The organism is Zestomonas carbonaria, assembly GCF_904061905.1.
Taxonomy (GTDB): domain Bacteria; phylum Pseudomonadota; class Gammaproteobacteria; order Pseudomonadales; family Pseudomonadaceae; genus Aquipseudomonas; species Aquipseudomonas carbonaria.
In genome coordinates this window covers 1-22,564 of record NZ_CAJFCI010000079.1, presented here as the reverse complement: position 1 = coordinate 22,564, position 22,564 = coordinate 1, and the positions used below count along the sequence as shown (strand labels likewise).

Annotated in this window: 23 protein-coding genes; 4 read left to right on the top strand and 19 right to left on the bottom strand. The window is 67.2% G+C overall.

Annotated elements, in window-relative coordinates; genetic code table 11:
- Positions 1-222: 222 nt before the first annotated feature.
- The 6 genes from PSEWESI4_RS20780 to pcaQ all read right to left on the bottom strand — a co-directional run bounded on the left by PSEWESI4_RS20780 (position 223) and on the right by pcaQ (position 6,271).
- The gene (locus tag PSEWESI4_RS20780; RefSeq protein ID WP_187673134.1) at positions 223-1,065 is read right to left on the bottom strand and encodes an IclR family transcriptional regulator; all 843 of its coding nucleotides are present in this window, start codon (positions 1,063-1,065) and stop codon (positions 223-225) included.
- A 495-nt stretch (positions 1,066-1,560) separates the two neighbouring features.
- Complete coding sequence (locus tag PSEWESI4_RS20775; RefSeq protein WP_187673133.1) at positions 1,561-2,490, bottom strand: AEC family transporter; 930 nt, start codon at positions 2,488-2,490, stop codon at positions 1,561-1,563.
- A gap of 14 nt (positions 2,491-2,504) precedes the next feature.
- Complete coding sequence (zapE, locus tag PSEWESI4_RS20770; protein WP_187673132.1) at positions 2,505-3,596, bottom strand: cell division protein ZapE; 1,092 nt, start codon at positions 3,594-3,596, stop codon at positions 2,505-2,507.
- On the bottom strand, positions 3,586-4,191 hold the full coding sequence (gene pcaG, locus PSEWESI4_RS20765) for a protocatechuate 3,4-dioxygenase subunit alpha (protein ID WP_187673131.1): 606 nt from the start codon (positions 4,189-4,191) through the stop codon (positions 3,586-3,588). Before pcaG ends, zapE begins: the two co-directional genes overlap by 11 nt.
- 11 nt (positions 4,192-4,202) lie before the next feature.
- Positions 4,203-4,922 carry a protocatechuate 3,4-dioxygenase subunit beta gene (gene pcaH, locus PSEWESI4_RS20760; RefSeq protein WP_187673130.1) on the bottom strand — a complete coding sequence of 240 codons (720 nt, stop codon included), beginning with the start codon at positions 4,920-4,922 and terminating at the stop codon, positions 4,203-4,205.
- A 422-nt stretch (positions 4,923-5,344) separates the two neighbouring features.
- On the bottom strand, positions 5,345-6,271 hold the full coding sequence (gene pcaQ / locus PSEWESI4_RS20755; protein WP_187673129.1) for a pca operon transcription factor PcaQ: 927 nt from the start codon (positions 6,269-6,271) through the stop codon (positions 5,345-5,347).
- A gap of 415 nt (positions 6,272-6,686) precedes the next feature.
- On the opposite strand from pcaQ, the gene PSEWESI4_RS20750 reads away from it, so the two are divergent.
- Together PSEWESI4_RS20750 and PSEWESI4_RS20745 are read left to right on the top strand one after the other, a co-directional pair.
- A complete protein-coding gene (locus PSEWESI4_RS20750; RefSeq protein ID WP_187673128.1) occupies positions 6,687-8,669 on the top strand; it encodes an alkyl/aryl-sulfatase in 1,983 nt (660 codons plus the stop codon).
- Positions 8,666-9,226, top strand: a complete 561-nt coding sequence (locus PSEWESI4_RS20745; RefSeq protein ID WP_187673127.1) for a hypothetical protein — start codon at positions 8,666-8,668, stop codon at positions 9,224-9,226. Before PSEWESI4_RS20750 ends, PSEWESI4_RS20745 begins: the two co-directional genes overlap by 4 nt.
- An 80-nt stretch (positions 9,227-9,306) precedes the next feature.
- Here PSEWESI4_RS20745 and PSEWESI4_RS20740 read toward each other — a convergent pair whose 3' ends face one another.
- From PSEWESI4_RS20740 to PSEWESI4_RS20725, 4 genes are read right to left on the bottom strand one after another with little or no spacing between them, the layout of a single operon-like run.
- Entirely contained in the window at positions 9,307-10,011 is a 705-nt protein-coding gene (locus tag PSEWESI4_RS20740) for a type 1 glutamine amidotransferase (RefSeq protein WP_187673126.1), read from the bottom strand.
- 1 nt (position 10,012) lies between these two features.
- A complete protein-coding gene (locus tag PSEWESI4_RS20735) occupies positions 10,013-11,206 on the bottom strand; it encodes an aminotransferase class III-fold pyridoxal phosphate-dependent enzyme (RefSeq protein WP_187673125.1) in 1,194 nt (397 codons plus the stop codon).
- Positions 11,199-11,438 (bottom strand): hypothetical protein, encoded by a 240-nt coding sequence (locus PSEWESI4_RS20730; RefSeq protein ID WP_187673124.1) that lies wholly within the window; start codon positions 11,436-11,438, stop codon positions 11,199-11,201. The genes PSEWESI4_RS20735 and PSEWESI4_RS20730 overlap by 8 nt, the downstream gene beginning before the upstream one ends.
- The gene (locus PSEWESI4_RS20725; RefSeq protein WP_187673123.1) at positions 11,435-12,133 is read right to left on the bottom strand and encodes an MOSC domain-containing protein; all 699 of its coding nucleotides are present in this window, start codon (positions 12,131-12,133) and stop codon (positions 11,435-11,437) included. The genes PSEWESI4_RS20730 and PSEWESI4_RS20725 overlap by 4 nt, the downstream gene beginning before the upstream one ends.
- Positions 12,134-12,235: 102 nt before the next feature.
- On the opposite strand from PSEWESI4_RS20725, the gene PSEWESI4_RS20720 reads away from it, so the two are divergent.
- Together PSEWESI4_RS20720 and PSEWESI4_RS20715 are read left to right on the top strand one after the other, a co-directional pair.
- On the top strand, positions 12,236-13,138 hold the full coding sequence (locus PSEWESI4_RS20720) for a LysR family transcriptional regulator (RefSeq protein WP_187673122.1): 903 nt from the start codon (positions 12,236-12,238) through the stop codon (positions 13,136-13,138).
- A gap of 48 nt (positions 13,139-13,186) precedes the next feature.
- The gene (locus PSEWESI4_RS20715; RefSeq protein ID WP_187673121.1) at positions 13,187-13,381 is read left to right on the top strand and encodes a hypothetical protein; all 195 of its coding nucleotides are present in this window, start codon (positions 13,187-13,189) and stop codon (positions 13,379-13,381) included.
- A gap of 57 nt (positions 13,382-13,438) precedes the next feature.
- On the opposite strand, the gene lpdA is transcribed toward PSEWESI4_RS20715, so the two are convergent.
- From lpdA to flgG, 9 genes are all read right to left on the bottom strand, one after another.
- Positions 13,439-14,839 (bottom strand): dihydrolipoyl dehydrogenase, encoded by a 1,401-nt coding sequence (gene lpdA / locus PSEWESI4_RS20710; protein WP_187673120.1) that lies wholly within the window; start codon positions 14,837-14,839, stop codon positions 13,439-13,441.
- Between the two features lie 204 nt (positions 14,840-15,043).
- Complete coding sequence (locus PSEWESI4_RS20705) at positions 15,044-15,388, bottom strand: tryptophan synthase subunit beta (protein WP_187673119.1); 345 nt, start codon at positions 15,386-15,388, stop codon at positions 15,044-15,046.
- A gap of 91 nt (positions 15,389-15,479) precedes the next feature.
- Positions 15,480-16,517 (bottom strand): hypothetical protein, encoded by a 1,038-nt coding sequence (locus PSEWESI4_RS20700; RefSeq protein ID WP_187673118.1) that lies wholly within the window; start codon positions 16,515-16,517, stop codon positions 15,480-15,482.
- A 12-nt stretch (positions 16,518-16,529) separates the two neighbouring features.
- Complete coding sequence (gene flgL / locus PSEWESI4_RS20695; RefSeq protein WP_187673117.1) at positions 16,530-17,444, bottom strand: flagellar hook-associated protein FlgL; 915 nt, start codon at positions 17,442-17,444, stop codon at positions 16,530-16,532.
- A 40-nt stretch (positions 17,445-17,484) separates the two neighbouring features.
- Positions 17,485-18,852: a flagellar hook-associated protein FlgK gene (gene flgK, locus PSEWESI4_RS20690; protein WP_187673116.1), complete on the bottom strand. Its 1,368-nt coding sequence runs from the start codon at positions 18,850-18,852 to the stop codon at positions 17,485-17,487.
- Positions 18,849-19,844, bottom strand: coding sequence for a transglycosylase SLT domain-containing protein (locus tag PSEWESI4_RS20685; protein ID WP_187673115.1), 996 nt, complete (start codon positions 19,842-19,844; stop codon positions 18,849-18,851). The genes flgK and PSEWESI4_RS20685 overlap by 4 nt, the downstream gene beginning before the upstream one ends.
- Before the next feature lie 2 nt (positions 19,845-19,846).
- On the bottom strand, positions 19,847-20,950 hold the full coding sequence (locus PSEWESI4_RS20680) for a flagellar basal body P-ring protein FlgI (protein ID WP_187673114.1): 1,104 nt from the start codon (positions 20,948-20,950) through the stop codon (positions 19,847-19,849).
- An 11-nt stretch (positions 20,951-20,961) separates the two neighbouring features.
- Entirely contained in the window at positions 20,962-21,624 is a 663-nt protein-coding gene (gene flgH, locus PSEWESI4_RS20675) for a flagellar basal body L-ring protein FlgH (protein ID WP_187673113.1), read from the bottom strand.
- 5 nt (positions 21,625-21,629) lie between these two features.
- Complete coding sequence (gene flgG / locus PSEWESI4_RS20670) at positions 21,630-22,415, bottom strand: flagellar basal-body rod protein FlgG (RefSeq protein WP_187673112.1); 786 nt, start codon at positions 22,413-22,415, stop codon at positions 21,630-21,632.
- Positions 22,416-22,564 lie beyond the last annotated feature (149 nt).

The window sequence follows — 22,564 nt, the reverse complement described above, 5'->3', positions numbered from 1 at the left end:
GTCCTGCCGGAAGGCATGCGGCGCGGCTCATCATGGCTGACGGTAATGTTATGTGACTTACTGCCCGGATATGTGCAAGGGAGATAAACGGTTACACAGTCCCGAACGGGCGGATGCCGGCACACTACGGAGAGGAACGGGGAAAGATCAATTCGGCGTTCGATTCAGCGTTCGCTAATCGAACGGTTTGCCATGTAGCCCGGATTTTATCCGGGCTACATGTCAGGCGAACAGGCGGCTGCTCAGGTCCCGGCTGGCCTCCAGCAATGCCGGCAGGAAGCGGCTTTCCAGCTCTTGGCGGCTGACCCGCCCGACATGGGTGCCGACGTTCAGCGCGGCGAGCACCTGGCCGGCGGAGTCGCGCACCGGCACGGCCAGCGAGCGCAGGCCGATCTCCAGTTCCTGGTCGATGATCACCCAGCCCTGGCGGCGGATTTCCTCGATGCTGGCGCGCAACGCCTCCGGAGTGTGCAGGGTGCGGCTGGTCTTCACCTGCAGGTCGGCGTGGGCGAGGTAGTCCTCGAACGCCGAGTCGTCGAGCCCGGCAAGGAGGATGCGGCCCATGGAAGTGCAGTAGGCCGGCAGTCGGCTGCCGACGCTGAGGTCCACCGAGATCAGCCGCTGCGGCGTGGCCGAGCGGGCGAGATAGAGGATCTCGTCGCCTTCCAGGGTGGCGATCGAACAGGCTTCGTGAAGCTGCTCGCTGAGGCGGTCGAGGATCGGCTGCGCGGTGACGGCCAGCGGCGTCGACGACAGGTAGGCGTGGCCGAGGGTCAGCACCTTGGGCAGCAGCGAGTAGGTGCGCCCGTCGGTGGTCACGTAGCCCAGCTTCATCAGGGTATGCAGGCAACGGCGCACGGCGGCGCGGGGAATCTCGGTGCGATGGCTGATCTGCGCGATGGTCAGGTGGCGCTTGCGCTCCTGGAAGGCATGGATCACCGCCAGGCCGCGAGCCAGAGAGGTCATGAAATTGGGGTCGCCGGTGAAGGCTTCGATGCGCTTGGCCGGCGATGCGATGATCGGCGGGGCCAGGGGCACGGGATTGGGGCGCTGTTCTTCGCTCATTGTTGTTGTGTTCCTGTGGAGACTGATCACGACCGATTATCGAACCGAAGTTCGATAATCGCAATTCACCTGAAGTCATCCACGCGGCAGGAGCCTGGCTCATTGGGGGCGTCGCATGATGATCATCTCGAAGCGCGTACCCGTTCCCTACTCCACCCCTCACCCCAGCCCTCTCCCGGAGGGAGAGGGAGTCGATCCGGGTTGCCGGTGGGCATGGCGCCTCCCTGATCGACATGCCCATCCCACGGCCACATACCCGTAGGGTGCGCCGTGCGCACCGCGTGATGATCATCTCGTAGCGCGTACCCGTTCCCTACTCCACCCCTCACCCCAGCCCTCTCCCGGAGGGAGAGGGGGTCAATCCGGGTTGCCGATAGGTACGGTGCCCAACCAGGCCATGTCTTGCCGCGACGCTTCGTGCTCTCCCGCCACACCAGTCTGCCCCCTCTCCCCTTGGGAGAGGGCTGGGGTGAGGGAGCGGAATTGATGCCCCCACTAATGCAACACGGCGATGAAGGCGCTGATGGTCAGGAACGACAGCACCGTGCTCGCCACCAGGGCGGCGGCGCAGCGGCCTTCCAGGCCGTAGCGCTGGCCGATGATCGGGTAGATGCTCATCATCGGCGCACAGGCGAACAGTACGGCGGCGACGCGCAGGGCCGGGTCCTGCACCGGGAACACCAGCAGGCACAGCAGCACCGCCAGTGGGTGCAGCAGCAACTTGCCGACGCCGAGTTGCGCCACATCGGCGAACATTCCGCCGATCTTCAGGCCGTAGAGGTTGCCGCCGATGACGAACAGCGCCACCGGCGCGGAGGCCATCGCCAGCATCTCGATGGCCTTGCGCGGCACCGACGGCAGGGGGATTTCCAGCAGCGACAGCACCAGGCCGATACTGATGGAAATGATGATCGGGTTGCGCAGCAGGCGCCTGAAGGTCTCCGCCAGAGCCCGGCCGATGCCCACTCCGCGCTGGTCTCCGGCCTCCGCCAGGGCCAGCGCCATCGGCAGCACCAGCAGGTTCTCCACCATCATGCCCAGCGCCAGGCCGACCGCCGCGGTCGGGCCGAGGACCATGGCGACGATGGGGTAGCCGATGAAGCCGCTGTTCGACATCGACATGCCCAGCCCGCTCAACGCGCTGCCGCTGAGGCCATCCCGGCGCACCCAGCGGGAAAAGGCGAAGCCCAGCCAGAACACCGCCAGCGAGCCGATGCCATAGGCCAGCAGGTAGTTGCGGTCGAACACCTCGTGCAGCGGGCGTTCGGTCAGCGCCTTGATCACCAGCGCCGGCAGCGCCAGGGTGATGACGAACTTGCCCATGCCGGCGATCTGCTCGCGGCTGACCACGGCGAAGCGCACGCAAAGGAAACCGATGGCGATCAATACGAAGATCGGCGAGGTGATACCGAGGATCTGCAACATGCGAGGGAATCCGTTCAGGCCGTCAGTGGCACCGGCCGCAACTGGCGCAGGCGGCTGCGGGTCCGGGCGAAGTCGACGTGCGAATCGGCCCGGCACAGCGCGTCGAGCGCCGCCTCGCAGGCCAGGTGGAGCCGCACGCCGCTGTCGTAGGCGATATCGACGAAATTGAGGAAGCGTTGTTGCACCTCGATGCCCTCGCCGTCCAGGCAGGGCACGCCGCTCAGTGCGATGCGGCGGTAATGGCGGCATAGCCACAGGAAGTCGGCGCTGGAATGCGGCTTGCGGCACAGCTCGGCGAAGTCGAGGACGATGCGCTCGCCCTCCTCGGCCAGTATCGCCAGCGGATGGTGATTGACCTCGCGGACCCGCGCGCGGATTGCCGCCCCGTCCAGCTCCAGTTCCAGCTCGCCGGCGAGCCAGCGTTCCGCCCCCTCGCCCAGTGGCCAGGCGTAGCCGCCCCAGGTTTCGAGTTCGCCGGCGTGCTGCCGGTAATCCTCGCCGCCATCCAGCTCGATGACGCGGAAACGCTTTTCGATCAGCGCGATGGCCGGCCGGAAGCGCTCGCGGTACAGCGGGTTCGGGCACAACCCTTCCGGCGGATAGTTGGAGGTGCAGACCAGGCCCACGCCCTCCTCCACCAGCACCTTGAGCAGGCGGCCGAGGAGCATGGCGTCGCCGATGTCGTGGACATGGAATTCGTCGAAGCACAGCAGCCGCGTCTCCCGCGCGACCTCGCGGGCGACCAGCGCCAGCGGGTCGGCCTGGCCGGCGTGCGCGTTCATGCGCGCCTGGAGTTCTTGCAGGAAGGCATGGAAATGCACGCGGCGCTTGGCCTGCACCGGTGCGGCGGCGAAGAAGGCGTCCATCACGAAGCTCTTGCCGCGCCCGACGCCACCCCACAGGTAGATCCCGGCCACGGGCCGGCGCAGCCAGCCACGACGCCCGGCCAGCCAGGTATCGAGCCAGCCGGCCAGGGTGTCGATGGCTGCCTGCTGCGCATCGTCGGCCCGGTAGCCCCGGACTTCGAGCGCGCTGGCGAAATGTCGGCGGACCCGCGCGCCGGGTGGTTCGGCTAGCGAGTCCCAGTCGGGTTCCCTAGAAGTCAAAGAACACCGTTTCTCCTTCGCCCTGGATACGGATGTCGAAGCGGTAGGCGGTCTTGCCGTCCACCTCGCAGCGCCTGGCCACCAGCGTCTCGCGGCGCTGCGGCTGCTCGATCAGGTTGAGCACCGGGTCCTTGGCGTTGGCTTCGGCCTCGTCCTCGAAGTAGATGCGCGTCTGCAGGTGGATGTTGATCCCCCGGGCGAACAGCGACACGTTGATGTGCGGCGCCATCGACGCCCCGGCGGCGTTGCTCACCACGCCCGGCTTGACCGTATGCAGGGTCCACTCGCCGGCATCGAAGGTGGTCGCGGTGCGGCCGAAGCCGTTGAACGGCTTCTCCAGGTCGAAGGCTTCGTCGTAGACACCCTCGTGGTTGGCCTGCCAGAACTCCAGGAAGGAGTCGCGCACCAGGTGGCCGTTGCCATCGTAGACGTTGCCGATCAGCACGATGTGCTCGCCGGGCGCCTCGGGCCTGGCCATCTCGTTCCAGATTTCCTGCGGGCGGGTCGGGTTGCCGGCGGCGGCCAGGGCCAGGCCGATGTGCACGTAGGGGCCGGCGGTCTGCGAAGGGGTTTCCGGCAGCAGTTCGATAGGCATGTCGGGGCTCCTCACTTGTTCTCGAAATGGGTCTGGCGCTGGCCGCGCAGGACGATGTCGAAGCGGTACGCCAGGCAATCCATCGGGTTGCCCAGGTTCATGTCGAGCCTGGCGATCAGCGTCTGCACGGCATCCGGGTTGGCGATCGACTTGACGATCGGGCACATCGGGATCAGCGGGTCGCCCTCGAAGTACAGTTGGGTGATCAGCCGGGTCGAGATCGACGGACCGCTGATGGAGAAGTGGATGTGCGCCGGACGCCAGTCGTTGGGACCGTTGCGCCACGGGTACGGGCCGGGCTTGATGGTGCGGAAGACGTAGCGCCCTTCGCTATCGGTCAGCGCCCGGCCGACGCCGCCGAAATTGGGGTCGAGCGGTGCCAGGTAGCGGTCGTTCTTGTGGCGGTAGCGGCCGCCGGCGTTGGCCTGCCACATCTCCACCAGGGTGTGCGGGATCGGCTTGCCGTACTGGTCCATGATCCGCCCGGAGACGATGATCCGCTCGCCGATCGGCAGGCCGCCGTTGTTGAAGTTGAGCAGCAGGTCGTTGTCGTGCTCGCCGAACTTCAGGTGCGAGAAATCCGGGCCACTGGTTTCCGAGACGGACTGCGGAATGCTCACCAGGGCCTGGCGCGGCGAACGGGCGACGGAAGTCTTGTAGTCGGGGGTGAAGGCCTTGGGGTGCCAGTTTCGGTCACGGATGACGAAGCGACGGTTCTCGGCGTCGTGCATGTCAGGCTCCTGTTTCTTGGATTTATAGGTCTCGACCCGGCAGGGTGTCGATGACGTGCAGTCTCGGCCAGGAACCGGCTTGGGGGAATTGAAAAGGCGGGTTGTTTGGTTAACTGTTTGGTTATGTTTAGAGGTTGGGTGGGGCTCGGGATGTTACCTAGGAGCGTGGCTGGTGGGTGGTGTTGGGATGAGGGTGAATGGTTGAGTCCGCCCCTCACCCTCTCCCGGATGGAGAGGGGACTGGCCGGAGTGGCGGTCATGTACGGAGCCTGAGGCTGACCTCGCCTACCCCCTCTCCCTCCGGGAGAGGGCTGGGGTGAGGGGCGGAACCTGAACCCAACTTCAAGGCCCAAACCGTAGCCCGGATGCAATCCGGGGAAACCCGCAGTCCCGGATTCCACCCGGGCCACAAGACGTCCCCGCTAATCCCCTCCCGCAAACTCCTCCGCTACCTCGCGCAGCACCGAGCAGAACCACTGCCCGGCCAGCGGCAACGGCAGCGCGACGTTGGTGCAGATGCCCACCGAACCGCCGGGCTCCTGGATGCCCAGCTTCAACTCCACCAGCTCGCTGGCGCGGATGTCCAGGCGCACCGCGTCGCGTGGCGCCACCCAGATCGCCTCGCTGCTCGCCACGTAGCGGCGGCTCAGCGCCGGCGACAGGGTCTCCAGGCGTTGTGCGGTGAGCGGGATGCCCCATTGCACGAAGAAGCTGTCCGCGTACTTGCGGATGGTGGTGCCGGCCAGCGGCAGCACCAGCGGGTAGTCGGCCAGCCGGCTCAGGTCGGAAAGCTCGCCTTGCAGCAGCGGATGGCCGGGGCGCACCACCAGGGTCATCGCCTCGCTGTACAGGTGTTCGAAGGCCAGGCCGTGGATTTCCGGGCTGTCGGTCATGCGCCCGACCACCAGGTCCAGCTCGCCGACCTTGAGCTGCGCCAGCAGGTGCGCGCTGGAGCCGGTGACCACGCTGACGGTCATCGCCGCGTGCTCCCGTTGCAGGCGCAGCACCGCTTCCGGCAGCAGCAGGCTTTCCACCGTGGACAGCGCGCCGATCCGCAGCAGCCCGCCCTGCGGGTCGTGGTCGCGGAGGGTGTTGACCCCGTCGCGCAGCGCCTTCACGCAGGGTCCGGCGTAGCGCAGGAAAGTGTCGCCGGCCGGGGTCAGGCTGACACCCGCCTTGCTGCGCTCGAACAGCCGCGCGCCGAGCAGTTCCTCCAGTTCGCCGATGGTCTTGGAAATCGCCGGCTGGCTGACCGCCACCTGGTCGGCGGCCTTGGCGAAACTGCGCTGGCGCGCGACCTCCAGGAAACACACCAGATGGCGGAATTTGATGCGGTTGTCGATGTTCATGGCTGGGCGCCTGGGTGGACGATGCGACACTGTCGCACAGCATCATCCATAACCAAAAGCATCAGTTAACGCCGCGATATCACCATCCATGAACCGTAGGGGGCACCGTGCGCACCGTTTGCCCGGGGATATGCGCAGCGTTTCGTGTTTCCTCCGGATCGGTGAAACAGCCGGAATGGATCGCCCAAGCCCGAGATGGCGCGACGGGTAACGAACCACTGTCATTTCATACCGGATACCTGGCATCAAATGGCAGCAACTGGGAAGACCTCTCCATCCATACTGAGTTCGCCCGTCGCTTGTCGGCCACCGTCCCCGAGGCGAGTCGCGGTTTCGTCTTCTTCCGCGCGCAGTACGAAAACGGCGACCGAGCCTCCAGGCGCAACGGGCCCGACGTGCAACGGAAGGAAAGATCATGCGTAACCACCTGCAACTACTCGCTTCGTTTGGCCTAGCCGGCGCGCTGCTGTCGGCTGGCATCGTCCAGGCCGCCTCGGCCACCGCCCCCAAGCCAGCCACCGAGGCGACCAGGGCCGCCAACGCGGCGGTACTCAAGAGCTTGCCGTTCAGCGACAAGGCGGACTTCGAGGATGCCCAGCGCGGCTTCATCGCCAAGCCCGAGACCCTGACCATCAAAGGCGCCAACGGCAATGTGGTTTGGGACATGGAGAGCTACAAGCAATACATCGCCGCGGACCAGCCGGCACCGGACACGGTCAACCCCAGCCTGTGGCGCAACGCGCAACTGAACATGCAGTACGGCCTGTTCAAGGTCACCGACCGCATCTACCAGGTGCGTGGCTACGACCTGTCCAACATCAGCTTCATCGAAGGCGACAGCGGCTGGATCGTCTTCGACCCGCTGGTCTCCACCGAACCGGCCAAGGCCGCCTACGAGCTGGTGAGCGAACACCTGGGCAAGAAACCCATCGTCGCGGTGGTCTACAGCCACTCGCACATCGACCACTACGGCGGCATACGCGGCATCGTCGACGAGGCCGACGTCAAGGCCGGCAAGGTCAAGGTCATCGCGCCCAAGGAGTTCACCGAACACGCGGTGAGCGAGAACGTGATCGCCGGCAACGCCATGAGCCGCCGCGCCATCTACATGTACGGCGCCCTGCTGCCGCGCAGCCCGCAGGGCGGCGTCAACGCCGGCCTCGGCCAGACCAACTCGGTGGGTACCGCGACCCTGATCGAACCCAGCGACTTCATCAGCAAGACCGGCGAGGAAGTCACCGTCGACGGGGTGAAGATGGTGTTCCAGATGACTCCTGGCACCGAGGCGCCAGCGGAAATGAACACCTGGTTCCCGCAGTTCAAGGCCATGTGGATGGCCGAGAACAGCACCAACACCATGCACAACATCCTCACCCTGCGCGGCGCCCAGGTGCGCGACGCGCTGAAGTGGGCGCACTTCCTCAACGAAACCATCGAGCAGTACGGCGACAACGTCGAGGTGAAGTTCCAGAGCCACCACTGGCCGCTGTGGGGACACGACAGGGTCATCGACTACTGGAAGAAACACCGTGACATGTACAAGTACATGCACGACCAGTCGGTGCGCCTGATGAACCAGGGCTACACCGGCGAGGAAATCTCCGAGATGATCGAGTTGCCGCCGGAGCTCGACCGGTTCTGGCCCAACCGTGGCTACTACGGCACCCTGCGCCACAACTCGCGGGCCATCTACCAGCGCTACATGGGCTGGTACGACGGCAACCCGTCCAGCCTGGACAACCTGCCGCCGGAACCCGCCGCGAAGAAATACGTCGAGTACATGGGCGGTGAAGGCGCCGTGCTGGATCGCGCCAAGGCCGACTTCGGCAAGGGCGAGTACCGCTGGGTGGCCGAGGCGCTCAAGCACGTGGTGTTCGCCAACCCGGACAATGCCGCGGCCAAGGAGCTGCTGGCCGACACCTACGAGCAGCTCGGCTACCAGGCCGAATCCGGCCCGTGGCGTTCGGTGTACCTGCAAGGCGCCTACGAGCTGCGCAACGGCGTGCCGACAGCGGGCGGCATCAAGTCCGCCAGCCCGGACACCATCCGCGCCATGACCCCGGAAATGCTCTTCGACTACCTCGCCGTGCGCCTCAACGGACCGAAGGCGGCGGGCAAGAAGCTGACCCTCAACATGGACTTCACCGACCTCGGCAAGCGGTACGCGCTGTACGTGGAGAACGGCGTGCTCAACTACTCCAGCAAACCGGCGGACAAGGCGGATGCCAGCCTGACCCTGACCAAGGTGGCGATGGACGACGTGCAGATGGGCAACGCCACCCTCGAACAGCAGATCGCCGATGGCAAGCTGAAGATCGAGGGCAACAAGGAAGCCTTCAGCGAGTTCATGGGCCTGCTCGACACCTACGAGTTCTGGTTCAACGTCGTCACGCCATGAGGGCTTCTCCCCTCCTGGCGGGAACGCTGGCACTGCTGCTCGGCAGTGCCAGCCAGAACGCCCTGGCCTGCGGCTACGACGGTCTGGCCGTCGACCTGGTGGCGGCGCACCCGGCATCCCTGTCGGTTTCGTTCGCCATCCAGGATGCCTACGAGGCCAGGCTGATACGCCGTCCCCTCCCCTTGCCCGGCGGCTTCGGCATGCGCCGGGCCCTGGGCATGCTCGACAAGCTGCGCAACCGGCTCCCGCCCGCGGAGAACGCCTCCGGCTTCACCCTGCTGCTGGTCGAGCCGGGACTGTGGGCACGCTTCGAGACCGACAAGGACGCCGAATGGCAGATCACGGTGCACGTGCCCAGACCGGAGGCGGACGCAAGCGTCGTGATCATCGGCGAAGGCGTCCTGCTGGCGCTGGAGGCCGGCAACCTGGACGTCGACCGGGCCATGGACGCCGGCGTGCTGCGGATCGAAGGGAGCGAGGCGCTTCGCGAACCGGTAGTCCAGCATTGGCGCGACGCCTTCGCCGCGGTCAGCGGGCACGGCCGAACGCTCTTGTAGCTTCTCGACAAAAGAAAACCGCCCGGTGGAAGACGGTGGTCACCGGGCGGGCTGAGAAAAACCTCAAAGACGCAGCAGGATCAGGTCAGCGCGGCATGCGGGCCGGTCAGGTAGTTGAGCAGGCGTAGCAGGGTCGGCGCCATGGCGCTGCAATGCGGAAAGCCGGCGCGGATGGCGGCGGCGTCCTCCACCGCGCCCTTGCGTTCGAGGTCCTGCGGGCAGGCGTCGAGCAGCGCCTGGATACTTTCCGGGGTGCTTTCCAAGTGGCATTGCAGGCCGATGGCGCGCTCCTGCCAGACAAAGCCCTGGTTGGCGCAGGCCGCCGAGCCGTAGAGCGGAATCGCGCCGGCCGGCAGGTCGAAGGTCTCGCCGTGCCAGTGCATGGCCATCAGCCGCTGCGGCAGCATCCGTCCGAGCGGCGATTCGGCCGCGCGCAGGTGCTTTTCCAGCGGCCACCAGCCGATCTCGGCGACACCCTGGCGTACCTCGGCGCCCAGCGCCTGGGCCAGCAACTGGGCGCCCAGGCAGATACCCAGCACCCGCCGGCCGGCGTCCAGCGCCGCACGGATCAGCGCCTTCTCGGCGACGAGCCAGGGATGCTCGGCCTCATCGTGCACGCTCATCGGCCCGCCGAGGACGATCAGCAGGTCGAAGTCGTCCACCGCCGGCGGCTGGGCGCCGGCGTACAGATAATGCAGGCGCACCGACGCGGCGTGATGGTCGAGCCATTCGCCGATGCGGCCGAAGCCTTCGAATGGCACGTGCTGAAGGATCGATACGCGCATGTCAGGCCTCCACGCCCCTGGTCTTGCTGAGAGAGAACGCGCGGTTCAGGCGCTTGAGCATTTCATCGATGTTCGAGCGGCTGACCGTCAGCGCCGGCGAGAATCGCAGGCAATGGGCCTGCGGCGCGTTGATCAGCAGCCCCTCGCCGAGCGCCGCCTCGGCCACCTTCGGCGCCGACTGGCCGATCAGCGGCAGGCCGATCAACAGGCCGTGGCCGCGCAGCGGACCATGTCCATGCCGGCGGGAAACCCGCGCCAGCCCGTCGCGCAGATAGTTGGCGGCATCGCGCACCGCCTCCAGGAAGCCCGGCTCCAGCACGGTATTCAGCACCGCGAGGCCGGCGGCGGTCATCAGCGCGTTGCCGTGATAGGTGCCGCCCTGCTCGCCCGCTTCGAAGCAACAGGCGTTGCCGCGCGCCAGCAGCGCCGACAGCGGCACGCCACCGCCGAGGCCCTTGCCCAGGGTGACGATATCGGCGCGCACGCCGTACAGCTCCTCGGCGAGCAGCGCGCCGCAGCGGCCGACACCGGTCTGCACTTCGTCGAGGATCAGCAGCACGCCGCGTTCCCGACACAGCCGCCCGACGCCCTGCAGGTAGTCGAGGGTCGCCGGAATCACCCCGGCCTCGCCCTGCACCGGCTCCAGCATCACCGCCACGGTCCGCTCGTCGACCGCAGCCTCCAGCGCTTCGAGGTCGTTGTAGGGCACCTTGCTGAAACCCGGCACCTTGGGTTCGAACATGTCCTCGAAAGCCGGCTTGCCGGAAGCCGACATGGCCGCCAGGGTGCGGCCGTGGAAACTGTTGGTCGCGGTGACGATGTGGAAGGCGCCGCCGCGATGCAGCCGGCCCCACTTGCGCGCCAGCTTGATAGCGCCTTCGTTGGCCTCGGCGCCGCTGTTGAGGAAGTACACCTGGTCGCTGCCGGTCACCTGGCACAGCCGCGAGGCGAGCTTGAGCATGCCGCGATTGTAGAAGGCCGGGCCGGGGTTGATCAGGTAGTCGGCCTGGCGCTTGAGCGCCTCGACCAGCACGCTGGGGCTGTGGCCGAGGCTGTTGACCGCCCAGCCCTGGCTGAAATCGAGGTAGGCGCGGCCTTCGGCGTCCCACAGCCAGGAGCCCTGGCCGCGCACGAACACCTGCGGCGGGCGTTCGACGGTGCGCATCAGGCGCAGGCTGGCAAGCGGATCACGCATGTCCAGGCACTTCCTCGTGGCTGTAGACGATGCCGAGCAGGCGAAGGCCTTCCGGGCTCTGTTCGAGGACCCGGCGCAGCTCGCGGCGGCGCTGGATGTGCAGGCTGAACCCCTCGGACTGCGGGAAGCGCTCGCGCAACAGGGCGACCATCTCGACGTAGCGCGCCGGGCTGACGGTCAGGTTGGCGAGCAGTATCTCGTCGCGATGCAGGGTTATCTGATAGTCGCTCATGCGCGCATCCCCTCCAGCGGCAGGCCGAGCAGGCGCTTGCTCCAGTCCTCCACCTGGTTGCTGGCCAGGCGTTGCGCGGCGGCGTCCCGCCAGCGGGCGGACAAGGCTTCGCAGTCCTTCAGCGCCTGCAGACCCGGGCGCTCCAGCGGGAAGTGGAAGAAATGCTGGATCGTCTGGGCGACGCTCAGCGCCGGATAGCTGCGCTGGATCAGTTCCAGCGGGTCGTCGGCGCTGACATAGCCGGGACGCAGCACGCGGTAGAACCAGCCGCAGCGGCCGCTGTCCTGCACGTACTGCGAGAGCTCGGGAATCCCCCAGCGCCGGTTCAGCCGGTAACACGGCGAGCGCGGCTGGCTGACCTGCAGGAAGGCCTGGCCCCAGCGGAAGATGTCGCCGATGCACACCTGGTCCTCGGTCAGGCCGTAGGTGGAAATGTTCTCGCCGAACGCCGGCGCCTTCCAGGCCCATTGCCGGTAGTGCTTGCGCCAGTAGCGGTAATGCTCGGCCGGGTAATGGTGCAGGGCGCGCTCGGGGCCGCCGTGGAAACGCGGGTCGCCGTGCTCGTCGCCGCCCAGCCCCTGCTCCCACAGCCACATGCGCCGCTCGACCCGTCGCTTGTCGATGGCGCTGCTCAGCCCTCCGCCGATATCTTCGGCTTTACCTATGAATACCCCTTGCACATCCACCCGTGACATACGCCGCTCCAGCGCTGAAATAAGGTTCAATGGCGGCTAGACTAGGGACATACCGGCCGTGGGGCCATTTCGATTTTTCAGGTTCATTGATAAGACAGGCTTATGGATTTTCGTCAGCTCCGCTATTTCGTCGCGCTCTACGAGGAGGGTCACGTCGGCCGCGCCGCCGAACGCCTGAGCCTGTCGCAGCCGGCGCTCTCCCAGCAGATCCGCCAGTTGGAGCAGAGCCTGGATGTCAGCCTGTTCCAGCGCACCGGCAAGCGCCTGCTGCCGACCCTCGCCGCGCATACCCTGTACAACCACGCGCTGCCGCTGCTGGACGGCCTGGAGCGCGCCCGCGAGGCGCTGCGCAACTTCCGTGGCCAGTCGCCGCGCAGCCTGGCCATCGGCGTGTTGCAGACGGTCAACGCCAGCCTGGTTCCGCTGCTGCTGGAACGCCTGCGCGAGGCCCAGCCGCACCTGGTGGTGCAGATCTACGAGCTGTCCGGCCTGGATATCGAGCGGCGCCTGCTGACCGGCAACCTGGACATCGGCATCGGTTTTCTGCCGCCGCGCCAGCCGGGGCTGCACAGCCTGCAGTTGTACGAGGACGAGTTGCAGTTGGTGATCCCCGAGGACCACCCGCTCAAGGATTTCCGGAAGGTCTCGCTGGCCCAAGCCGCCGAGTTGCCGATGCTGCTGCTCGGCGAGGAATTCCGCATCCGCCAGATCTGGCAGGAACAGCTCAGCCTGCTCGGCCGCCGCCCGCAGGTCCAGGCCGAGCTGAACCACATGGCCGGCATTCTCGACAGCCTGCCGCACACCCGCCTGGCCACCGTGCTGCCCGGTCGCGCGCGGCAGTTGCATGCCAACCAGGGGCTGTTGTGGAAGCCGCTGAGCGAGCCGCGCGTGCCGCTGCGTGTCGGCCTGGTGTTCCGCGATGCGCAGCGCCAGCAGCCGACGCTGGAGTTGTTGCAGTCCATGCTCGAAGGAGCGGTTTCGGGCCCGCCCGGTGCGTCTTCGTAGGAGCATCGATACGCCGCGCCTATCCCCTGAAGCCTCGAGGAAGCCATCATGAACGACAGCAGCCGCGCCGAATTCCACCGTCAGCACCAGGCCCGCGCCACCGCCGAGGCCCAGCGCCTGCTCGCCGAACGCGAGCGCCTGCAAGGCCGCTGGCTGGACTGGGTGGCCGCCGAACTCTACGCCATGACCCCACCGGCCTTCGCCAACATGGTCCGCCGCGAACTGGAGCGCTTGAGCTCGTAGGGCTTTACGTCCGGCATATCGGTAAAACCGTAGGAGCGGCCCATGGCCGCGATGCTTTCACATCTGCATCGCCTCGCCATGCACATCCATCGCCGCCTGGCGCAATGCCTCGGAGCGGGTCGGGTGGGGGTGGCAGGTCAGGGCGATGTCTTCGGCCGAGGCGGAGAATTCCATGGCCACGCAGTATTCACCGATCATCTCGCTGACGCTGGGGCCGATCAGGTGCACGCCCAGCACTTCGTCCGTGCGTTCGTCGGCGATCACCTTCACGAAGCCTTCGGTCTCGTGGTTGATCTTCGCCCGGCTGTTGGCGGTGAACGGGAACTTGCCGACCTTGTAGGCACGCCCCTCCTCCTTGAGCTGTTCCTCGCTCTTGCCGACGCTGGCCACCTCGGGCCTGGTGTAGATCACGCTGGGGATCAGCCCGTAGTTGACCTCGGCCGCCTTGCCGGCGATCCGCTCGATGCAGGCGATGGCTTCGTCCTCGGCCTTGTGGGCGAGCATCGGCCCGGAGGTCACGTCGCCGATCACCCACACGCCCGGCACCCCGCTCTGGTGTTTCTGGTTGTCGAGCATGCCGCGCTTGTCGGTCCGCAGGCCGACCGTCTCCAGCCCCAGGCCCTGGGTATAGGGGCGCCGGCCGATGGCGACCAGCACGTAGTCGGCCTCCAGCGTTTCGGCCGCGCCGCCGGCCACCGGTTCGAGGCTCAGCGTCACGCCCTTGGCGGACGCCACGGCGCCGGTCACCTTGGCGCCCAGCTTGAATTTCATGCCCTGCTTGCCCAGCGAGCGTTGCAGGGTCTTGGCGGTTTCGCCGTCGAGGCCGGGACAGATGCGGTCGAGGAACTCCACCACCGTCACCTCGGCGCCCAGCCGGCGCCACACCGAGCCCAGTTCCAGGCCGATCACGCCGGCGCCGATCACCACCAGGTGCTTCGGCACTTCCTCCAGCGACAGCGCGCCGGTGGAGTCGAGGATGCGCCTGTTGTCGATCTCCACGCCCGGCAACGGCGTCGGCTCCGAGCCGGTGGCGATGACGATGTCCTTGGCCTCCAGCACCTGCTGGCTGCCGTCGGCGGCGGTGACCACCACCCTGCCCGGCCCGTCGATACGGCCCCAGCCCTTGATCCATTCGGCCTTGTGCTTGCGGAACAGGAACTCGATGCCCTTGGTCAGGCCCGCCACGCTGTCGGCCTTCTGCTTCATCATCTGCGCCAGGTCGAGCCTCGGCTTGACCTCGATGCCCAGCGTGGCGAACTCGCCGCCAGTAGCCGCCTCGTACAGTTCGGAAGCGTGCAGCAACGCCTTGGACGGCATGCAGCCGACGTTCAGGCAGGTGCCGCCCAGCGTCTCGCGCCCCTCCACGCAGGCCACCTTGAGCCCCAGTTGCCCGGCCTTGATCGCCGCGTTGTAGCCGCCGGGGCCACCGCCGATCACCACTACGTCGTAAGTGCTCATGCTCGATTCCTGTCTGCGGGGGAAAGGGAAGGATTCAGCATAGAAGACGGATGGCGCCGCTCCATGCGCGAGTCGGGAACCACGTTACATGACGATCAAAATACAATCCAGCCTGCAAAAGACCGGATGATCACCGGCCCGCTGATGCGCCGTATCGCCTCCGCGCGGCGCCCGCCAGGCGGCGCGCGCCGTCGTCGGAGGGAATCAGCCCTGCGGTTCGAGCAGGGTATCGGTCAGGCTGTCCGCCAGGCCTTCCAGCTCGGCACGCGCCACCGCACGCTCGTCCAGCTTGATCCGCGCGGCCTCCGGCAGGTCGGTGAAGCTGATGACACCGCGCTCGACCAGGATGTGCACCACGTCTTCCAGCACGCGGACCATTTCCAGGTCGGACTGGCGGAGCTGGTCGAGCCGGCTCCTGACCTCCAGCTTGGCATCGAGCCACGCCTTGAGCTCTTCGCTCTGGAAAGCGAGCGTGTCGTTCATGCCGTCGAAAGGTTCGTTTTCCACCCTCAACAACCTACCTTGCCCATCGCGCTGTACATAAACCATTCACTTCGCCTTCAATCGACGGCCCGCTCCCCTCCGGAACGGCCGCATGACCTCGTTGCCGCGCAGCTTTAAGGCATGCGGCGAGGTTTCGTCAAGAAAGCAGGCTCACCACGGTAAAGCGATTGATGTTGGCCTGGGCGACCACCGCCTGGGTGACCGCCGCATAACTGGAGCCGCTCTGGCGGATCAGATCGAACACCGAGCTGGCGTACTCCATCGCCCACTGCTGCTCGTCCTGGCCGGCCTGGCGTGCCAGGAACTCGCGGATTTCCTCCTGGCGATGGCCGAGCTGTTCGCGCAGCGCGGCGATCTTGTCGAGGGCGTTGAGCACGTTGTCGAGCAGGCGGCGCAGTTCGCGCTGGCTGTCCAGCGCCAGTTCGCCGGAGAGGTCGAGCAACTCGTCCTCCCGGCTCTTGAGGCGGGTCGCCTGGTCCTGGACGAACAGCCTGCCCTCGCCCTGCACCGCCAGTTGGCCCTTGAGCTGCCGCCAGTCGCTTTCCCGCGCGGAGAACTTCAGCGCGCCGCCCTGCTCCAGTTCGACGCGAATGCCAGCCTGGCCCAGGCTGGCGTTGAAGCGGCGGAGGATCTGCTGTTCGCTGAGCCCCTCGTCGAGCACCACCGCGAGCGGTTCGGCCAGCTTGCGGCCGCCGCTGAACAGCAGGGTTTCCTTGCCGGCGCGTTGGATGTCGGCGATCGAATCCAGGCCTTCCAGGCTGAAACGCGCGCGCACCGGTTCGTGCAGGCGCAGCTTGAGGGTGGCGTCCAGCGAGTTGCCGGAACGCTCGGCACGCTGGGCGAGCCATTCGTTGACCTGCCTGATCTGCTGCGTCAGGCCCTTGCGATCGACGCCCTGGAGATTGCCCAGTTCGCGGCCGAGGCTGAGCTTGAGCTGGCCGAGCCGGCTGGCCAGCTCACCCAGGTAGCTGTCCGCCGACTGCATGGAGCTGAGCTGCTGGTTGAGCTGGATGTTGAAGCTGGCGCCCTTGCCGGAGCCCCGCGCCGGCTGCGCTGCCTCGCCGGCCGGAGGCTGGGGCCGACGCGCCCGCGCCACCTGGGTGTCGTTGCGGGTCTGCCGGCGCTCCTGGGGCTCGATGGCGGTGACGGCCGGAAACTGCGTGTCGATCTTCATCGCCGCGACTCCTTACAACAGGCTGAACAGCGACAGGTCGTTGATCGTCAGGTAGGTCTTCTGGGTCGCCTGGAGGGACAACTTGTAGTTGTTCAGGTCGATGCTCGCGCCGGCGTAGTCGAGCTGCGACAGCTCGCCCTCGATCTTCTGGTTGACCAGCGACACCTCGTCGTTGCTGTCGGTCAGCAGGGTCAGGGTGTTCTGCCGCCCGCCGAGTTCGGTGATCGCGCCGAGCAGGCCACCGTGGGTGGCGTCCAGGCTGTCCAGGGTATCGACGATCCGCTGGCGCACCGCCGGGTCGCTGGCGTCCAGCGCCGGGTCCTTGAGGGTCGCCACCAGGGCGTGCAGTTCGTTGAGCATGTCCGCGCCGGCGCCGAAGACTTCCAGCGCGGTGACGTTCTCGTCGATCAGCACGCCGTTGGCCACCGCCGCCTGGCGGTGCTTGGCGTTGCCGGTGACCTGGTAGCTGCCGGTGCCGGCGTCGAAGGTCAGCGCCGGGGTGTCGCTGAGGGTGCCGGAGAACAGGTAGCGGCCTTCCTCGTCGCGCACGTTGGCGAAGCTGACGATGGTCTTCTCGATGTTCTCCAGCTCGCCGGCCATGGCCGCCAGGTCTTCGCTGGTGTTGGAGCCGTTGGCCGCCCACAGCAGCAGGTCGCGCACGCTGAGCATCGAGTCGGACATCGATTGCAGGTTGGCCTCCTGGGTGGACAGGCTGCCGGAGACGTTGGCGATGTTGCTGCGATACTGCGCCAGGCTGGCTTCTTCGCGCTGCACCCGCAGCACGCGCACGCTGGCGATGGGATCGTCGGAGGGCAGCATCATGCGCTGCCCGGTCGCCATCTGCTGCATCAGCTTGCCCAGCTCCGCCGAGTTGCGGTTCATCGAGTTGTGCATGGTGGCGGTGATCTGCGCGTTGGTGATCCGCATGGCGATAGTCCCGTTATTCCGCTGGAAGGCCCTGCCCCGCTCAGAAAGCGGCAAGCATCTCGTCGAACATCTGGTTGGCGGTGCTGATGACCTTCATGTTGGCCTGGTAGGCCTGCTGGTAGGTCATCAGGTTGACCGCCTCCTCGTCCAGGCTCACCGCGCTGACGCTGTCGCGCTGGGCCTGGGCCTGCTCGGTGACAGCGATGGCGGTCTTCAGGTCGGCCTGGTTCTGACGGCTGCTGCTGGCCACCTGGCCGAGCAGGCCGGCGTAGGCGTCGTTCAGGGTCACCGCGCTGCCGCCGATGGTGACCGTCTGGCTCTTCAGGCCGAGCAGCACCAGCAGCACTTCGTTGTTGCCCGTCTCGCCGGCCACCGAGGAAAACGCCAGCTCCTCGGGACGCAGGTCGTTGACCTCGAGCATCCCCGTGGTGCTGGTCGGGTCGTAGCTGAACAGTGCCTGGCCGGGGTTGCCTTCGAGGTCGAAGCCGGTGGCCAGGGTGTCGTTGATCATCTGCGCCAGTTGCCCGGCCATCTCGTGCAGGGCTTCCTGGGCCGGGCGCAGGGAACCGTGCTCGCTGACGTAGAGCCCGCCGAGCGCGCCGCCGAAGCCGTCCTGGCGGAGCGGGAAGCTGGTGCCGGCGAAGGTCAGCGAGAGAATCTGCTCGCCGTTGCCGTCGACGCCGACCTTCAACTGACCGGCGGACGGGCCGGCCACCAGCGGCTGGCCGTTGGCCAGGGCGACGCTGAGCGAGCCGTCCGGCACTTCGTTGATACGTAGCGAGGCGTACTGGCTGAGCTGCTGCACCAGGCTCTCGCGATGGTCGCGCAGCGCGGTGCTGTCGCCGGCCACCGATTCGGTCTCGGTGATCTTGCGGTTCAGTTCGGCGATGTTGGCGGACAGGCCGTTGATCTCCGCGACCATGGCGCTGCGTTGCTCGTGCAGGGCGTCGATCTGCGCCTTGATGTTGCTGTTCAGGCCGTTGAAGCGCTGGCTGAGGTTGCGCGCCTCGCTGACGATCTGCTGGCGCAGCGCGGCCGAGCCCGGCGTGGCGCTGGCTTCGCTGAGCGCGGCGAAGAAACGGTCGAGGCCGACGCTGATGCTCGACCCGTCGCCGGACATCAGCCCCTCCAGCGCGGTGAGGTACTGCTGGGCGCTGGAGTAATAGTTCTGCTCGGTGGTGGCGCGCCACAACTGCTGGTTCTGGAACTCGTTGGACAGCCGGCGGATGCTGGTCACCTGCACCCCGCCGCCGGCGCTCAGCGCGCCGGTGCCGGCCAGCGAGACGGTCTGCGTGCTCAGCCGGCTGAAGCCCGGGGTGTTGACGTTGGCGATGTTCTGCCCGGTGGTGGACAGCGCCACCTGGGCGGCCCGCACGCCGCTGTAGCCGATCTGGCCGAGGATGCTCACGAGTCAGACTCCTTGCGCTCAATCCGGATCGGCTGGGCGAAGGCCGCCGAACGGGATTGATGGATGCCGCCAAGCGCGGCCATGGGTGTTCTTTCCTGCAAGGCGACCGGATCGTCCGCCGACTTAAATCGCGATGTGTCCGCCTGCGACAGGCCGCCCAGGATGCGCCGGGTGTAGTCGCGGGTCTCCCGGAAGGGAATCCGCTCGATCCAGTCGCCCACGCCGATCTCACCGGAACGCGGGTCGCCGTTGCGTTGCAGCCACTCGTCGACCCGCGCCGGGCCGGCGTTGTAGGCGGCCAGGGCGAGGGCCGGGTGCTGGTCGTAGCGCTCCAGCATCTTGCCCAGGTAGGCGCTGCCGAGGCGCTTGTTGTAGGCGGCGTCGCTGGTCAGGCGCGCCTCGTCGTAGGCCAGGCCGAGCTCGGCGGCCATCTCCCGCGCGGTGTCCGGCATCAACTGCATCAGGCCGCGCGCGCCCTTGGACGACACGGCGTCGGCGCGGCCGCTGGACTCCTGCTGGATGACCCGGTCGACCAGCGCCTGGAACTGCGCGGTGCCGGCCTGCCAGACCTCGCCGAGGCTATCCACGCCACGTTGCCAGGCGCCGGCCAGCGGGCCCAGCACGCTCATCGAAGGGCGCCGGGGCAGCTCCGCCTGGCGCGCCAGGGCGCCGGCCCGCTCCAGGTCCTCGGGTTGCGCCCCGCCGCCGCCGAGCTGCTTGACCAGCAGGTCGGCGATGCCGGTCTGCTTGCGGCTGGCCAGGCTTTCGGCCAGCACTTCGTCGTAGAAGTCGCGCATGGTCTCCGAGTCGCGGCCGCGCAGCGAGTTGCCGGCGCCGAGCGCGTCGCTGGCCTTGCGCATCTGCTTGAGGATCTGTTGCAGGAACAGCGCCTCGAACTGCTCGGCGGCCACTTCCAGTTGCGGGCGCTGGACGACGCCGGCGTCCGCCTCGCGGCGGGCGTTCAGGTGTTGGGTCAGGGATACGATGCTCATGCTCAGATCACGATCAGTTCGGCATTCAGGGCGCCGGCCTGCTCCAGGGCCTGGAGGATGCTCATCACATCGTCCGGGGTGGCGCCGAGGCTGTTCACGGTGCTGATGATGCTGTCCAGGCTGGTGCCTTCCGGCCACTTGAACATCGGCCGCTTCTCCTGGCTGATGTCCACGTCGGACTGCGGGGTGACCACCGTCTGGCCACGGCCGAAGGCGTTCGGCTGGCTGACCTGGGGGTTCTCGCTGATGGTCACGGTGAGGCTGCCGTGGGCCACCGCGGCGGCCCTGACCCGCACGCCCTGGCCAATGACCACGGTGCCGGTGCGGCTGTTGAACACCACCTTCGGCCGGGTGCGCCCCTCCTCCACCTCGACCGCTTCGAGCATCGCCATGAAGCTCATGCGCTGGGTGCTGGTCCGCGGCGCGCGCAGCGACACCTTGGTGGCGTTGAGCGCCGTGGCGGTGCCGGAGCCGAAGCGCGCGTTGACCGCGTCGACCACCCGGCTGACGGTCTGGAAGCTCGGCTGGCGGACGTTGAGGATCACTTCCTCGCGCTCGCTGAAATCGCTGGGGATTTCCCGCTCGATGGTCGCGCCATTGGCGATCAGCCCGCTATTGGCGCTGTTGATGGCGACGCTGGATCCGCTCTGCCCTTGCGCGTTGACGCCGCCGACCACCAGGTTGCCCTGGGCGATGGCGTAGATCTCGCCGTCCACGCCCTGCAACGGCGTCATCAGCAGCAGGCCGCCGCGCAGGCTCTTGGCGTCGCCCAGCGAGGACACGGTGACGTCCACCGTCTGCCCCGGCCCGTAGTTTGGCGGCACGCTGGCGGTGACGGTCACCGCGGCGACGTTCTTCAGCTTGGGATCGACGTTCGGCGGCAGGTTGACGCCGAACTGCTTGATCATGTTGGTCACCGACTGGCTGGTGAACTTCACCTGGTTCTTGTCGCCGGTGCCGTCCAGGCCGACCACCAGGCCATAGCCGATCAACTGGTTGCCGCGCACGCCCTCGACGTCGACCAGGTCCATCAGCGGGACCGCGCGGGAAATCAACGGCCAGCACAGGCCGGCCAGCAGGACAACGAACTTCAGCGTCGGGCGCATGGCAGCCTGTCTCACAGCGGGAAGATCGGATGGGTGAAGAAGCGCGTCAGCCAGCCGGCCGAGTTGCTGTCGTTGAGCGCGCCGCGCCCGGCGTAGGAAATCCGCGCGTTGGCGACGTTCTGCGAGGACACCTGGTTGTTGCGGTTGATGTCGTCCACGCGCACCAGGCCGGTCAAGCGGATGAACTCGTCGCCCTGGTTCAGGCGCAGGGACTTCTCGCCCTTGACCAGCAGGGTGCCGTTGGGCAGCACCTTGTGCACGGTCACCGCGATGGAGCCGCGCAGGGTGTTCTGCTGCGAGCTCTTCGCCGAGCCGCTGAAGTCGCGCTCGGCGGAGGCGGAGGTTTCCAGGTCGTCGTAGTCCTTGCCGAGCACCCGTGGGATGCCGACGCCGATCGACGACGACTTGCCGAAGCTGGTGCCGGCGCTCTTGCTCGACTGGGTCGACTCCTGCAGGACGATGGTGAGGATGTCGCCGACCCGCACCGCGCGCTTGTCCTGCACCAGCGAACCGCCGTAGCCGCTGCGGAACAGGCCGCCGGAGGTGGTCGGCGGCAGGCTGTAGTCCAGCTCCAGCGGCTGGTAGGCGCTGGAGTCCTCGTCCGGCAGCATCTCGTTGAAGCTGGCGCAGCCGCCGAGCAGGAGCAGGCCGCAGAGAGTGGCAAGGGCTTTCATGGCGGTCAGACGGTCTGGTTGAGGAACTGCTGCATGCCCGAAGCGGCGTCCAGCACCTTGGCGTTGGCCTCGTAGGCGCGCTGGATGGCGATCATGTTGACCATCGCCTCCACCACCTGCACGTTGGAGCCTTCCAGCACGCCCTGCTTGAGGGTGCCCAGGCCGTCCTCGCCCGGCGCGCCCTCGACCGGCTCGCCGCTGGCCACGGTTTCCCGGTACAGGTTGCCGCCCAGCGCCTCGAGACCGGCGGGGTTGGCGAAGTTGACCAGGGTGATCTGGCCCAACTCGGTGGGCGCGGTATCCCCAGCCTGGACCACGGTGACGGTGCCGTCGCTGCCCACGGTGAAACGGCTGCTGCCTTCCGGTACCTGGATGTTGGGCAGCAGCGGCAGGCCCTGGGCGTTGACCACCATGCCCTCGGCGTTGAGCTGCAACTGGCCGCTCTCGGTGTAGAAGGTCTGGCCGTCCGGCGATTCGACCTGGAAGAAGCCGCGCCCGATGATCGCCAGGTCCATCGGCTGGCCGGTGGTCTGCATGCTGCCTTCGGTGAACACCTTCTGCGTGCCGGCCACGCGCACGCCGCTGCCGAGCTGGATGCCGGACGGCACGGTGTTGACCTGGTCGGCCTGGGCGCCAGGTTGCAGCTCGATGGAATAGAACAGGTCCTCGAACACCACCCGGTCGCTCTTGAAGCCGGTGGTGTTGACGTTGGCCAGGTTGTTGGCCACCGCGGTCATCGCGGCGTCCTGCGCGGCCAGCCCGGTCTTGCTGACCCAGAGTGCGGAACTCATGGAGATTCCCCTTTTTCTGCCGGCCCCTTCGGGCCGGGTTGTTGTCTGTCATGTGCTGGTGGGAGAGCGGCGCTCTGCCAGGCTTCGGCGATAGTCGAAACCCTGCTCCCTCACCCCTGCCCCTCTCCCGGGGGGAGAGGGACGGGGTG